Below are 17449 nucleotides of genomic sequence, written 5' to 3' on the forward strand. Positions count from 1 at the left end.
CGCGCTACCTCGCAAACTCCACACGACTCGCCCTATGAAAAATCCACCCAAGACCTTTGGGGGGTGCTAATCTGTCCACCTCCGAATCCTCATCGCAAATCGTCAGTGACCTTCGCACACGCGAAAAAAAGCGAAAACAACTAGCGAGCAACCCACAGCCACTAAACACGAGTTATGGGAACACTAAACGCCACAGCCGGCATTCCGCAGGATTAGACGGGTGTTTCTTGGAGGTGATTGCGAAATAATTTTCCGCCATCACTACCCCCCCGCACACTCAATCGTTTATGCTGCTTCTGGCATGAGCAGGATGCTACCCCCCGCCTGAACGAACGATTTTATTGGCCCGCTTACGCACATGATGTGGCGTCAGTGAACGAGAAAGGCCGCCTGATGGCGGCCAACAAATGCAACCATTCCATCCGTGAAATCACCGTATGGCATCGCCTGTTCACCTCTCAACCCCTGCCGTCGTCATGCCTCGAGCCCCCGCGATTGTGATTGTGCGTCACGAGCCGATTGTCCCAATGTCGCGTCGACTGCATCACATGGGGGATCTACGGCTTTCTTCGCGTTTACGAAGCCTTTTTGTTGCACGACATGGACCTTAGAGACGCGGACTCCACCATGTGCAACGCATTTTGTTGCTGAATTATTTTTCTTCTTCTAGGTACGCGATGCTGCTGGACGCGTTTAGAAGTCGTTTTCTTCGCCCCAAGTCATTGAATCATTAGGTAACTCACCATGTCCCTTCGCCGCAATTCCAATCTCTCGGGTACAAGCCTCAATCGTCTTTCTCGCGTCGAAAAACTGCGTCAGCGGGTTCGCCGTTGGTCCGACCGACTCGAATCACGGCGGCAATCATGGGCCGAGAAGCGGGCGGCTCGACTCGAGCGTTTCCGCGAAGCCTTTCGCGGTGCTTGGCTAGCCAAGATCGGCTTGGGTCTGATGGCGATTGTGCGGATGATTACCGATCCACCGTTCATCGTGCGAATCGAAAAGCGTCCTGCGGTTCCCTACACCGCGATGTTGCCGTGGTTGTTTAGTTTTGAACGCAAAACGGACCGCCGACGTCGTCCTCGATTCGCCAGCACGCAGCAATCCGGAGTCACCGTAGAAACGCTCGAGCGGCGTGAACTACTGGCCGCGGACATTACAGGAATCGGTGAAAGCGAAGACTTTGCCGATATCGCAGGGGTAACCGCGGACACGGCGTCGACAAACGATTTGACACCGACCATTACAGGAACAGCGACTGCAGGATCAACAGTTTACGTTGATGGCATCGAGACATTTGTTGACGTTGGTAATGATGCAAGCGATGGAAATGCTAGTGATGGCCTTGGCTCGTGGACGTTCACGCCTTCCGCCCAAATCACCCACGGCCAAACGTTTAGCGTAATGGAAGGCGCCACAGGAGCGACCTCCTTCACCGCTGATGATGCTGTGACGATCTCGTACGAGATGTCCGTCAACGTCGCTTCCGGAGAAAGCCTACAGCACGCCATCGACAACATCCCCTCAGGCGGCACGATCCATCTCGCTGCAAACTTTGATCACGACGGTTCTCGGGTGACGATTGATGCCAAGGACCTGACGATTCAAGGCAATGGTGCAACGATCGATGGCGGACTTGACATCGAAGGCGGCGCCAAGGTGGTCGTGAATGATCTGACTATCAGCGGAATCACCGGCGATAGTTCGGCAAAATGGTCGTCGTTGTCATCGAATGGGGCGACCGGTGAAAAGATCGTTGTCGGACTGCGAGGTACTGGCAGTGAGCTAACGGCGGACAATCTAAACATTGACCAAGTTGGACTTGTTGATGCGAATTTGGTCGGTTTTGGAGTCCAACCGGGAGGCGAGGTCACGCTTATCAACAGTGATATCAAGCTCGTTGGCGGAAATGTATTCGGCTTCTACCTGCAAAGCGGCAACACGTCTGTCAGCATTGACAATGTCGATTTCGATTTCACGCCGCAGCGGCAGCGCGCAGGATTCAACAACCAAAACGGCGTGATGTTTGGTTTTCAGGCGTCCTCCGGCACCGTACTACCGACGATTAACGCCCAGAACTACACCCAAGCTTTCCATAACGACAATCCACTGCCCGACTCGGGTGTTGAGCGCCGTCTGTACAAGCTGCAGGGTTACTATACGGGGGCCGATCTGAGCGAAGCCCAACTGAAAAGCTATCTGGCTTCCCAGATGGTCGCGGGAGAACAGGCTCGCTATTTCTACACCGGAGGTTCATGGGTCAATGAGTATGCGCCGTCGGTCACCAACACTGCCGACGACTCAGTCTACGCAACGATCCAGTCAGCGATCGATAACGCAGCCCCTGGCGATACCATCACGGTCGCAGCGGGCACGTTCACCGAAAACCTCGTCATCAGCAAACCGGTGATTATCGTCGGAGCGACGGATGTTGAGGGGAACGCAACAACAAAGATTCAGGCTAGTTCCGGCAACGTTGTCAACGTCACAGGAACAAGCTTTCCTACGGACGCGGTTGTTGCGATCAGTAATGTTAACCTGGATGGTCAAAGTACAGCCAATATCGGGCTGCGCATTGACGGCAATGCCAATGTCTCCTCCGTCAGCTTGGATAACGGCTCGGTGGAAAATTTTAGGAGCCAAGGTTTCTACGTTGGCGCATCAGCGTACAGCGGCAGCGACCCTTCGGCATCCGCAATCGTCAATTCGGTAACCCTCACCAATCTCGACTTTGCCAATAACGGTATCAACGGCAGCGGCGGCCAAGGTGACATTCAGTTCTACGGCTACAACAACAATGCCACGCTCAGCAACCTGAACCTGGTTGGCAATCGTATCGGAAACGCTGGCGCTCAGCTTGGAATCCAGTTCCGTGGTGTCGGCCAGCAGGACGGCACTGGCGTTGTCGCCTCTGGCACCATCGATTTGACTAATATTGATGTCTCGGGCAAATACCGCACTCAGATGATCGGCATTCAGCGATATAGCGATGTGTCCGGTCTGTCTTTCAGTGGAATTGAGCTTGGTGGCGGGACCTCTGAAATCACCGGCGGGTGGGGATCTGCATTGCGATTCGACGGTGTTGGTACTGGCACGGTTGCAACGCCCAAGACTGTCAATCTCGGTAATACCCTATTCCGAGGTGTTGGAGGCAGCGGCGTCAATGATTTGGAGTTTGCCCCTGATAACGCATTTGCATTCCTACGTGCCGACGCCACGAGCACTCGTTGGAGGATCGAGGGAACAGACACGCCGGCAACATCGCTGACGACCGATCAGGCCTTCGCCGTCGAGAACCGGATCTTGCACTTTGTTGATGAATTACATTCGACTCATGGGGAAACCTTCGGAGCATTCAAAGGTTTTGCGGAGATTCTTGACGGACAAGCCTTTGTAACCTCGACATCTTCAGGCGGCGTGGGCACCGGTTCGATTCGTCGTGCCGCCCAGGCAGTGGATGCCGAAGGGACTGTGCACGTTGCGGCAGGAACGTACGTCGAGAATGTTACGATCGATCAATCGGTGACACTGCTTTCCAGCGGAGGCCGCGAGGTGACTACGATCGAGGGAGTTCCGTCGGGAAGCGAACTTGGCGCGATCCATATTAAACCTGCAATCGACAATGTAACGATTGGCGCCATTGATCACGGCTTCACAGTCGTGGGGATCGATGGAAATGGCGTGGTCGAAAAGGCGGCTGTCTACATTCAAGGGTCAAATTCGGACATCACCATTCAAGGCAATGATATCGTTGCCAATGGAGACGCTGGGTTGATGTCGGAATACGCAGGTGCGATCGTCAACACGCTAGTCGATAGTAACATTTTCTCGGGACAGACTTTTGCTGGTACACAACCGAGCGGAATTGGTTTCGGAACCCAATTCAACGTCGGTAATAACGTGCCGCGTCAGCTAGTCGTAATGGGAAATGGAGGTGGCGGTTCGCAGGCTTCCAACAACATCATCTTCTCGAACAATCAAGTGACCGGAGTGGCTGGTGGCGTTAGTTCAGATGACGGTGTCTCCGAACAAGGCAATACATTGGTCACGATCGATGCGGTTGATTCAACGATCAGTGGAAATACTTTCACCGGATTTACTAATCGCTACGCCACCGCGATTCGTGCACGCGGCCAAAACACCGACATCACAAACAATACGCTCGATCATACCGGTGCCGGCAGCAGTCGCGGTATCTTTATCGACAACCACGGAACCCCGGGCACCTATTCCGGAAACGTGCTCACGGGTGGTGAGGACGCCGAGCTTATTTATGCTCTTACGCCCGGTGATGACATCGTTAGCGGCAATGCGGGCGATGATGTACTCGGCGGCGACGCGGGCAATGATACGATCGATGGCGGCGACGGCAAAGACACAGTGGCGTATCCTGGATTGCGAGCCGATTACACGTTGGCGGTGACCACTGATAGCACGGGCCGCGTCACTGCCTTCACGGGAATTTCCAGCCTGGCAACTGGCAGCGATACGCTGTCCAACATTGAAGTCTTGAATTTTGCCACAGACGACGTGACCCTGGATCTCACCCAGCCGATTCAGGTCTTTTCTGGTAGCGATCTCGTTGGAACCTTTGCAACCGTTGGTGAAGCGATCACGGCGGCTCCCGAGGGAAGCACCCTGAGGATCCCCGCTGGAACATACGACATTGATTCTCAAGTAGTAGTTGCCAACGGCATCACGCTGATCGGTTCAGGTGCGGGGGTGACCGTTCTACAGCCAACTTTTAGCACCGGCAGTTCTGGTGATTCACGCGGCTGGTTCTTGGTGAACAACGGTGTCAATTTCTCAGCTTCGGAACTGACCTTTGACGGGAATGGGCAAAAGGTTTGGCAAGCGATTCGTCACTTGGGTTCAGGAACGTTCGACAGTGTCGAATTCAAAGACATTCAATTCGATGCAGACGGCCCGTCGTACGCAGGAACCGCAATTGCGGCATTCGGCTCGAACGTTAATGTCGACGTTTTGAACTCGAGTTTTGTCGATATTGGTCGAATTGGCACCTTGTACTTTGGCGCGAGTGTTACCGGGAGATTTGAAGGCAACACTTACACGGGCAAGGGAGCCGGTGATCATCTCGACTACGCGTTGGATATTAGTGCCGGCGCAGTTGTTTCCGTGGTAGGCAATACAATCACTGGCAACCTTGGGGTGGCCTCAAGTGATGGGTCAACTTCCGCAGGTATTTTGATTACCACTTACTTTGGCGCCGGAACAACGGCGAACATTACGAACAACACCCTCACCGGAAATACGACTGCAGTTGCAGTTGGGTACGATAGCAACGACAGCAGCAACGTTACCATCTTTGATAATGATTTGTCTGGGAACAGCGATGGCGTGACGTCCACGAATCCGGTCGTCAATGCAGCTGGAAACTGGTGGGGCACGGCTGATGAGAGTCTGATTGCCGCATCAGGTTCAGTGGATTTCTCGACGTATTTAACAAGCGGTCTGGATACCGCCACCGGCACCCTGGGCTTTCAAGGTGATTTTTCTGAGCTGAACGTCACTGCCCTCGGTTCGCAAGCGGGATCCTCCAGTCGAATTGATGAAGCGATAGTACTCGTCACCGATGGCGGCACACTAAATCTCGGAAGCGGTACCTTCGCCGGTGCGTCAGTCACCAAACCAGTCACGATCATTGGTGTGGGGGCTGGTCAAACGATCGTAGAGCCGACCAGCGGTTCGGGATTACATTTGGTGGGAGACTTGGGAACTGATGCAACCGTGCGTATCGAGAGCATCACCTTCCAAAACGCTCCCACGTCCGGCGTCCGATTTGACGACAATGCGATCTTGGGTACCCTCGAAATCGTCAACTCGGAATTCATTGCAAACCAGTACAATGGATTGCAAATCGGTGGAAACTACAGCCCCGTTGATCTCGACAACGTGGTCATTACTGGCTCGACCTTCACCGGCAACGGTCAACCTTCGGGCTCGTCGGGTGATGGCGACATATTGTTCTTCATGTATGGCGGGAATGCCACGCTGGCCAACCTGACCATCACCGGCCAGGACCGCGGAACCGGTGCTGCCGAAAACGCCATCCAATTCCGCAACGACACGACTCCCATTGGCAATGTCAGTCTTGCCAATATCACCATCAGCGGCGTTTACGAAAAGCAAACGATTGGCATTTTCAATTACGACAATATCGATGGGCTGAGTATCCACGGACTCAATATTGCGTCCGACTCGTTGAATTGGGATACCGCGATCAACATCGACGGTGTAGGTGGCAACGTCGACCTGACGAACACGTCGCGTTTTTCTGGCATCAATGTTTCGTTAGCCGGCCCCGATGACGTAGTCGCTTTACAGGGTGATAGCGGAGCAAACCAGTTGACTGGCGGCTCCGAGAACAACATGCTCCGTGGCTACGGCGGTGATGATACATTGGTCGGCGGAGGAGGTACCAATGCAGCCCGCTACAACGGCAACCGCGCCAACTACACGATCACTCAAACGGGTTCACGAAGCTTTACGGTAGTCGACAACGCTGGCAGCGACGGAACCGATACACTCTCGGGCATCGACCTGCTGATTTTTGCCGATGGTGTTGCCACGCCACCATCGAATATCACGCTGAATCAGCTAAGTGTCATTGAGAATGCTGCGGCCGCTATCATCGCCGATGTGACCGTTTCGGACACCGACGCTGGCGAAACGCACACCGTTACCGTCGACGACGCTCGTTTCGAAGTGATTTCCGGACAGCTTAAGTTGAAGCCGGGTCAGTCGCTGAACTTCGAGACCGAACCTTCGGTGACACTACAGCTGACTGCTACAGGTGATATCGATGGACTCAGTCTGACCAAATCGTTCACCATTGCCGTCCTGAATCAGAACGACGCTCCGACTACGACGGGTATCAGCGACGTCACCGCCAGCGAAGACACGGCATTCAGCTTGGCAACCGCCTCGGCGTTCGCCGACCAGGACGTTCCCAACAGTTTTACCTACTCGGCCACCGGTCTGCCCGCGTCGCTAAGCATTAACTCGACCACCGGTGTCATCTCAGGCTTGCCTACTAACGCTGACGTAAACGTTTACAACGTGATCGTCACCGCCACAGACTCGGCTGCTGCCAGCGTCTCGGCGTCGTTCCAGCTGACCGTGCAAAACGTCAACAACCCGCCGACCTCCACAGCGATTGCCAATCAAACAGCAGCTCAAGGAAGTCTATTCAATCTAACTGTCACCAATAACTTCAGTGATATCGACGCCGGCGACGAACTTACGCTAACGGCAACTCGCACTAGCGGCGCCGCGTTGCCTGCATGGCTCAACTTCTCCGACGGCGTGTTCAGCGGTACTCCTGGTGCTGCCGACGTTACCAGCACTCCGCTGCAAATCCGCGTCACTGCGACGGATGGCGACAATGCGACGACTCAGCGGACTTTCTCGTTAGTTGTGCAAGACGTTAACGACGCACCGACGTCCGACCCGATCGACGATCAAAGCGCAGTCGAAGACGCAGCGTTCAGCTTCGACGCGAAAGTTGCGGGCAAGTTTGCAGATGCCGACGCTGGCGATACGCTGACCTTCACCGCGACCAAGGACAACGGCACCGCCTTGCCCGCATGGATTACCATCGATCCCGCTTCGGGCGTCCTTTCGGGAACACCGCGAAATGGCGACGTTGGAACCGTCGCCGTGAAGGTGACCGCGACGGATCCAAGCGGTGCCAGCAGTAGCCAAACTTTTGACGTCACGGTGTTAAACACCAACGACGCCCCCGTTGCTGTCGGAGCGATCCCAGCCCAAACGGCCAGCCAAGGTGCCTCGATCACTCCAATCAACGCGTCTGCCTATTTCAGTGATCCCGATGTGGGCGATGTGCTCAATTACACACTTTCGGGCGCTCCGACCGGTTTGTCGATCAACGCGACTTCGGGCGTGATCAGTGGCACACCCACTCAAAGTGGATCGTTTACCCTTTCTGTCACTGCGACTGACAACGCCTCCAGTCCACTCAGCCTGACTCGATCGTTCAGCATGACGGTCGCCTCGGCGAACCAGGCACCGACCGTAACTGGTACGCTGGCGGATGTCAGTATAAAGGTCAACCGCACCAGTGCGCAAACAAAGACTGTTGCCGCTGCGACAGTCTTCTCTGATGCGAACGGCGACACGCTTACCTACTCGTTGGGCGGATCAAGCCCTACATACGCTAGCATCAATGCCAGTACCGGTGTGGTCACTCTCAGTCCTGCAGCAGGTCGGGATGATCGCGGGACGGCGACAGTCACTGTGAATGCAACAGATGGTCAGTCACCGGCAGTATCCACGACGTTTGACGTCGAAGTGAAGTATGTCTTTGGTGCGATTGGTTCAGACGGATTCCTCGTGGGTTCCACCGGGTTCTTTGATGCCGATGACGACCGGGTCTTTGATTTTGGTGTAGAAGTTTCAGCGCCGACTGATTCGGGGGGTGGATTTGAGCTCGATGTGTTCGATGCACTCATTCAATACTACGAAGACAATGGTGGTGCGGTAACCGAAGGTGAGCCAGTCGATTACGACGACTTCGATGATTTCTTTGGTTTCGATGATGAGCCAGCGTCGAATGCGGCATTCGGTGTAACTGGAGGGACAGACCTTTCGACCAACCGCGCGGTGGTAGGCGAACTGTTTACGCCTTTCAGTTTTCGCGATGTCTACTTGGTCTCACCGCTAACAACGCTTCTCGTTGGTAAAACGGGTGATTCATTCACTCAATTTAGCCAAACCGAATTGAAGTCAACGCTTTCAATTTTGTCGCTTGCGGACCCAACAGCAGATCTAACGGGCTACAACTCGATCACAGAAGTCGCAAGCTCAACGCTTGGTACTGATGAGTCAAAAGATGCTGTGCGGGTTGCGACCGTCACGTCACAGATCCGCAATACGACTCGTTTGATCGCCGACGCGTTTGACGCGGTTGACAATGTAGCTACCACGCCAGCATATACGTTGAATGAGCTTGTGAATGACGCCTACGACGTCGTACGTCAAGTCATCGCTGGACGTGTCGCCACGACAGGTTCGTTTAGCTTCACTTCGGCAGCGGATATCGGTGCTGTGATTGATGCGATGGAAGCCCGTACGAACATCACGCTCGGTGAAGTGGATAACTCAACGAGTGGTGACCAACAGTCAAACTTGACGACAGTCGTTACCAATGTGACGGGCGACATACAGTCAGCGATGAACTCCCTCATTGCGTCAACACCTGAAGTACCCGTATCACCTGTCTCGGGTGCTAATCAATCCGGAGATGTTCGCATTGATTTTCTTAACTATACAGCGGCTGCACAAATTTTTGCGGAAGATACGGGGGCTGCATTTGATCAAGCCGCAGACTTTGGTCCCGCAGTAGTCGCAACAAATGCCACTAATTTGAACCCAAGCGTGGAATCGCAATTCAGCTTGCTTGGGTCGGTAGTTGGTTCCAAGGGAACTGCTGGTAATGACACGCTGGTTGGGCTTGACCTGCAAATGGTAGGAAGTGAAGTCGTAAATAAAGTCGACGTAATCGACGGTCTCGGGGGTAACGACAAGCTCACTGGCAAAGAAGGCAATGACATCTTAATCGGTGGTGCTGGAAACGATACGGTTGACTACAGCATCGATGGCGGCCCCAACGGCGTGACAGTCAACCTGAGCACCGGAATTGCAACGGATACGTACGATGATACCGATTCTTTGGACGGTATCGAAAATGTCATCGGAACAACGTCGGCCGACACCATCACAGGTGATGCCGCGGAGAACGTCATCACCCTGCCTGGTACCAGCTTAGGTGATGTGGTTGACGGTGGTGCGGGGATCGACCGCGTTGTGTTCTCGGACCTGTCTAGCACGACCCCAATTACGACCAATGCAGCAGGCCAAATTGTCGTCGGCAGCGGCACTGTGACAACGCTGACGAACATCGAAGCGATCGAATTCAGTGACGGTAAAGTCTTCTATCCACCGACGGCTCTGACGTTCAGCACTGCGGCTTCCTACCCCGAAGGTTCGACCTCATTTGGAATAGCAACGGTCACTGACGCGGGCGACGCGGGGCAAAGCGGCAATGTTGTCGCGACCCATACGTACTCTGTTGACGATTCTCGCTTCCAATTCTCCGGCAATGCGTTGGTCCTGGCACCAGCTGCTACTTTGGACTTCGAAGCAGGAGCGACCGTAAACTTGAACGTCACGGCAACCGATGCCAATGGGTTGTCAATCACCAAGCCATTGACCTTTGCGGTAACGAATGTCAATGAAGCGCCGAGCGTTGTTGGTAGTGGACTTGCTGATTTGAACGCGACTCAAGGCACCACCGTGGACGTTCAATTATCGAGTGCGTTTAGCGATCCGGATATTGGAGACACGCTTGCATTCACGCTCTCGGGAAACCCTGCGTGGCTTTCGATTGTCGATGGAAAACTATCTGGAGTTCCTGGTAACAGCGACGTTACCACAGCGCCGGTCACCGTCACTTTGACGGCTACCGATGCGCTCGGATTGTCCGTCAGTGATACATTCAATTTGACGGTTGCGAACGTAAACGATGCACCTACTGCTCAAACGATTCCTGCCCAGAGTGTCCCTCAACTCACACCGTTCAATTTGACTCTGTCGAACTTCTTCTCGGACATTGATGCCGGAGACACTCTGACCTATACCGCGACGCTGTCCGACGGCAATTCACTGCCAGGATGGTTATCCGTTGTCGGAAACGAACTCAAGGGAACGCCGATCGCACAAGCCGATGTGGGTCCGATCACCGTCAAGGTCACGGCGACTGACAATGGGACCCCGACCAATCGCGCAACGTTCACCACGTTCGTACTCACTGTCACTGACGTTAATGAAGCTCCCACGACCAGCGGAATCGTCAACCAAACTTTCGACGAAGACGAATCCGTGACTCTCAACGCAGCCACGGTCGGCGACTTCGCCGACCCCGATGGCGACACTCTGTCATTCAGTGCCACGGGTCTACCGACCGGACTATCCATCAACACCGCCGGTCTGATTACCGGCAACGTCGGCAATGACTTTGTCGGCAATCACACCGTGACGGTTACCGCCAGTGACGGCAATGTGACGACGCCACTGACGACGTCGACAACGTTCGTAATCACGATCGAAAACGTCAACGACGCCCCTACCTCGATCGCGATTAGTAGCCCTCAAAATGCAACCGAAGACACGGAATACAGCTTTGACGCCAAAGCCGCAGGTAGCTTTGCGGACGTTGATGCAGGAGACACGTTGACTTTCTCTGCGACCGGGCTGCCGAGCAGCCTGTCGATCGCCCCAGCAACCGGACTGATCACCGGCACTCCGACCAACGCCGATGTCGGCTCCCACATTGTCACCGTCACTGCCACCGATGGTTCAAACACGCCAACCGCTCGATCATTCACGCTCGCGATCGCCAACGTCAACGACGCGCCTACTTTCAACGGACCGATTGGCACGCAAGCAGTCACAAAGGGCGAAGCCTACTCGCTCAATCTCGCCGCGTTCTTCAATGACATCGACAGCGGGGATCCGTTGACTTACACAGTCGTTGGAACGCTTCCAGATGGGCTCAGTTTGTCTGGCTCAGAGGTCTCTGGTACGCCATCAAGCACAGCGACCGCGTCGTCCGTCACTTTCACGGCGACCGATGGATCGAGTTCAAGTGTGTCCTCCAACGCGGTTACCTTCACAGTTCAAACCAAAACAACTGGCACGGCAGGTGTTGACACGTTGACTGGCACCGAAGCCGCAAACGAACTGCAAGGCCTTGCAGGTGATGACTCGATCGATGGTTTAGGTGACATTGATACCGCCATCTTCAGCGGCCTTCGCAGTTCCTACACGCTTGCCCCGAGCAGCACCACCGGGAAGTTGCAGGTCAGCGGCCCCGATGGCACGGACACGCTTGTCAATGTGGAAATTCTCAAGTTCCTGCTTGATAACAAGATTGTCCGCATCGTTGGCGCAGGCAGTGAACATGCGACCAACTCTGCGGCGATAGCTGCTGCGAATGTCGGTGACGAAATCTACAACGTAACGACGGGCGCAACGTTCAGGCTGACTGCCGTCAAACAAGTCACGATCGCCAACGGCACTCTCTTGCAAGACGCAATCGATGCTGTCCCCGCTGGCTACACCGTCGTCACCGAGGCAGACTATTCCAGCACCGAAAATATCAGCAGCACTGGCAAGGAACTGACGTTGAAGTTGCAGGGCGAGATTACCGGCAACTTCAGCGTCGACGACGATTGCGACATCATCGCCATTGGTGACCTCACGCTGGGCAAATCCGACGGTTCTGTCAGTCTCGGTGGCGGTCTCGACGTTGGCAGCTACCACGTCACCCTGAATGATAGTGATGATGTCTTGCTCGGTACGCACACTACATTGGCTGGAGGTATGTTGACCGCAGCCAACGGTGTCAGTCTCGCGGAAGGCGATTTAATTTCTGGATATGGAACCGTCGCCGCAGCGGTCTCTGCGAACACGGGTTCCATTCATGCCAATATGAGCGGTCAGACTTTGACCATCGGCAACGGTGAAAGCAACACCGGTTTTGCAATCAATATCAGTACGAGTGGTTCCAACAACGGCGGTACGATTGTCGTTGAGCAGGGTGCCACGCTTCGTGTCAAAGATGCCAATGGTATCTCGTTGGGTAAAACCACTACTGTCAACGGCACACTACGAGTTGAGAATACTTCGAACGTATCGCAAGCATTGACGCTTGGTGCCAATGGCATTACCCCCGCCAAACTCACAGGAACCGGCACGATTGACGGATCGTTGGTCCTGGCGGGCGGAACGCTGAACCCTGGTAGCGGAACGACCCCGCTGACCGTTACTGGCAATCTGACGGCACAAGCTTCAACCGTATCAACTTTGCAAGCGACGATCACCAGTCCAACCAACCTGAACCAGGTCAAGGTCAACGGCACCGTCAATCTCAGTGGCGGGACATTAAACCTCGCTCTGGCTACCACAGCAGCCTCATTGGCCGCCGGACAGCGTTTTATCCTGATTGACAACGCTGGAACCACCGCGACTACTGTCGGTACCGTCAGCTTAGGTGGCGTCACGCTCTCAAGTGACTTATCACTCCAATTGACTGGCGTGGGTGGGGTTAAGGACGCGCACTTCACATTCGCTGGCGGCAACGGCAACGACGTTGCAATCACTATCGATGGGGAGTTCAAACCCACCAATTACATCACCGTCGACGGGGTTGACAACAAGCTTAAGCTAGTCAAAGTCGGCAACGAACTACAAACCCAGGATGAAGCTGGCAACGTCATCGACTCACGCTCCCTCAGCTCGGTCACCGATCTGGTCCTCGAAGGCGGCACCGGCGACGATACCTTCACCATTGACCCCGCCGCGATTCCTGCTGGCGGCTTGACCGTCGACGGCGGAACTGGCGGCGACGACGCTCTGGTCGTCACCAATACAGGCGGCATGGATACGAAGATCACCTTCGACGCTCATTCGGGCATCGGCAAAGACTTCGGCGGAAACATCCAAATTGGACCGAACGCCACAAACAAGATCACGTTCAAGAACTTGGAACCGGTCGATATTGGCAGTTCCGGCAACGTGGAATTCGTGCTTAACGCAGGCGCATCAGCAACGGTGACCCAAATTTCTGCGGGTAACTACAACATTACGGCAAATCCGGGTGGTCCAGGTTTCGAATCCACCAACTTCTCGCTCGGTTCAGGCAATTCGCTAACGATTAACGGCAACACGGGTGCCGAGTCCGTAACTTTCTCGGGAGCGATCTCGCTGCCTGGTGCATTGAACATCGGAATGGACGCCGGCAGCAACGGCGCTGACTCCGTCATCATCAACGGAGCACTCACTGTTGCCGGTGACGTGACTATCAATGCCGAGACGGTGGCACTCAATGCGGCCCTGACGACAACGGCAGGCGGCACGCTTGATATCACCGCCGATACCGTCACGGCGGCGGTTGGCGGCAATATCACGGCCGATGACGATGTGACGGTCGTCGCGACAGGGGCTGTGAGCCTGAAGAACATTACGATGACCACCGCTAATCCTGTGACGCTGATCGCTGGAAATACGACGAGCTTGGGTGCGCTAGATGTTGCTGTGGTTAATGGTGCCACCACCCTTGATACGGGCGCCAAAACAGGAATCACCGTCACGTCAACGGATGCACCCTCCGTTTCCGCAGTGAATGGAGGAGCGACGGGCAATGTTTCAATCACGGGCAATTCCACCGGTACAATGGTCGTGAACTCGCTAACCAATGCTGCACCCGGCGGTACGATTACTGTCACCAATCCCGGTTCGCTCAGCGTTGATGTGGGTGGTGGAATCACGTCCAACGGCGGCGTGGTCAATTTGTCAGCCACTAATACGACCATCGCGCGGGCCGTGTCGGTCAACAAAGCGATTCAGTCATCTGGCGGCAACATTAACATTAGTGCCACCGGGAACATCAACGTTACCAATACGGTGGATGCTGGAGCCGGCAAAATCAGTTTGAATGCTGATTCAGATGGGAACACCACGGATTCGGTTCCGAGCGGTAATTTTGATCTAACCGGCGGATCTGTAGCCAAACTGATCTCAACTAACCCAGATAACGATGCAATCGTTATCACAGCGGCCGACATGACCATCAGCAGTACGATCACCAGTACAGGCCGAACGGTGCTTCGCAATAGCACGGCAAATCGAGCAATCATCCTCGGTTCGCCATCTGGAAGTGGTCTCAAACTCGAGAATAGCGAACTACTACAGATCTCAGCAGGATCTCTGGAAATTGGACGTAACGACACGTCGCCGGTTAATCGAGCCTCGGGCCCCATCACCGTCTTCGACACGATCGTACCCTCAGGAGTCGCCACCCTGATCCTAAAAACGGCCAGCACAATTTCAGATGCAACTAGCAATGCAATCACCGTTCCCAATTTGAAACTGGTCGCCGGTGGGAACGTCACGCTCGATGGTGCCAATGAAGTTAACAACCTAGTCGCAGTCGTCAGCGGCAGTGGCAACACATTCACCTTCAATGACGTGGGAGCAACCCCTGTTGGGGGCGGGACCGCAGCGGGTTTGACCCTTCCGGCCGGCGGCATCGACACGACGCTTGGCATCACTACCGACGGAGGGGCAGTAACGCTGAAGTCAACTGCAATCACGGTCAACTCTGCGATATTCAGCCAGGGAAGCACGAACACGAATGTGGATGGTGTGATCACGCTAATTCAGGACAACTTGGATCTCAACGCGTCTGTCAATGCCGATAGCGCGGACATCAACATTCGTTCTCTAAACGCGACGACGGCAATCCATCTGGGTGCCGCTGATGCTGCCGGCGTCTTAGGGCTTGAACAAGACGACCTGAACAATGTCACGACCAACGGGGTGCTGCGGATTGGGGCATCGGGAAGTTTGAGTGTAGGAGTCTCGACCGTTCCAGCGCACACCGGCAACATCAATTTGGCCGGCCCAGTAACTCAGGACAGCACCGGTTTCACAACCCTATCTCTGATCACCCAAGGTGCGATCGCGGATAGCAGTGCCAATGCAACGGTCGACATCACCGTTACCAACTTGGCCATCCAGGCGGGCAAGGGTATTGGCGCGACGAACGATATCAACGTGACTGTCGATAAATTGGCTGCTCATAACGACATTGGTGTGGCAACCGGCAACATCCACATCAACAATCTCGGCAATTTGATCGTCGACTCCGTTGATGGTGTCGATGGGATCATCAATGCTGGCGGCAATGGAACGGTCACGGTCAATGTCGGCACGGGGAGTGGATCTGGAACGTTAAACGTGAACCAGTCGATCAACTCGACCAACGGCAACATCACGCTGACCTCTGCGGGCAACGCCACTTTCGAGCTGGCTGGGGATATCAACAGCGGTGGCGGCAACGTCAAAGTCGACTCGGGTGGCTTCCTGTTGATGAAAGACAATGGAACCAGTAACGCCACCGTCTTTGATGCGGGCACGGGAACAGGCGCCGGCACGATCGATTTGGATGCCATCGGTGACATCACGCTAGGTGGTCTTGTCACAGGTAATACGACGGACAATGCGGTCACGATTGACACAGGAGCGGGGGTCATCGACGCTGGCAATTTTGCAATTGACAGCATCGCCGCCGCGGGCGGAGTGAAGATCAACGCAGTCACCGGGATCGGACACGGAAATGCAATCGAAACCAACATCAACCGACTGTGGGCCACGAATAGCACGAGCGGCGACATCAAGATCGTCGAGTCCAACGGCCTGATCATCAATCAGATTGATCAGGACGGCGGTGCCGTCGACGTTGTCACGACCAACGGTTCGATCACGGTCGCGGCTTCGATGCTAGGCATCAGTTCAACCACCGGCGCGATTTCGTTGACAGCCAACACGACGGGGGCGACCGACAAGAACATCACCGTCAATGACTCGATCGATTCCACCAGCGGAACCGTGACGCTGCTGGCAAATAACAACGTCAGTTTCGGAACCGACGGCGACGTCACCACCGATGCCGCCGTCGACATCACCGCCACCAACGGTGCGATCGACATGACCGATGGCGCACTGATCGATGCGACCACCGGCACAATCAAATTGACTGCGACTGACGACATCAGACTCGGCGGATTGAAGACCACCAGCACGGCGCAATCCGACGCGGCGACCCCAGCGGTCACGGTTACCACGTTGACCGGTGACATCATCGACAACGGCGACACTCATCTGGAAATCGACGCTGGCTTAGGTGGAGCAAAGCTAACCGCAACCGCGGGCAGCATCGGTCAGGCCACCGGATCAGGCGCAACCCCCGCCCTTGAAATGAACGTCAACTCGATCAATGCGACCGCAGGCGTCGGCGACTTGAACATCATCGACACAGGCGACATCTATATCGACCAACTGACGGCCACCAACGGCAATATCTATGTCGAAAGCACCGGCGGCAGCATCAACGACCTGCAAGATGACGCCACCGCTGACCTCTCCGCGCCAGGTGTTGGCAAAACAATCACCCTCAAAGCTAAAGACGAAATCGGCGGTATGCCGTTCCCAGGCGTTCCGACCGCAGGCGAACAAGGCCGACTCGAGTTGGCTACTGGCAGCATCGTCACCGCCAAATCCCTCACCGCCGGCGACATCTGGCTCTACGGTGCCGGAGTATTGACACTCACCGACGTTTCAACAACCGACGGCGACATCAACATCACCGCCGCCGGCACGATCACGGCGGCTAGCGTCAACGCCGCAGGTACTGATGGTGACGTATCCATCACCACAACGACCGGCGGCATTGTGGCAACGCTGATCACTGCAACTGACGATGTCACGTTGACCGCCGATGCAGGCGATATCACGGTTGCCACGATCACCGCGACGGACGATGTGAATCTGACCGCAACGACAGGCTCGA

General features: G+C 55.0%; 1 protein-coding gene. It reads left to right on the plus strand.

Annotation, left to right across the window (positions count from 1 at the left end):
* Nucleotides 1-744: 744 nt before the first annotated feature.
* The coding region (locus ABD971_RS25270) for a beta strand repeat-containing protein (protein WP_345326667.1) at nucleotides 745-17449 on the plus strand (16705 nt) is incomplete at its 3' end.

The sequence above is a fragment of the Novipirellula rosea genome, from assembly GCF_039541335.1.
GTDB lineage: Bacteria > Planctomycetota > Planctomycetia > Pirellulales > Pirellulaceae > Novipirellula > Novipirellula rosea.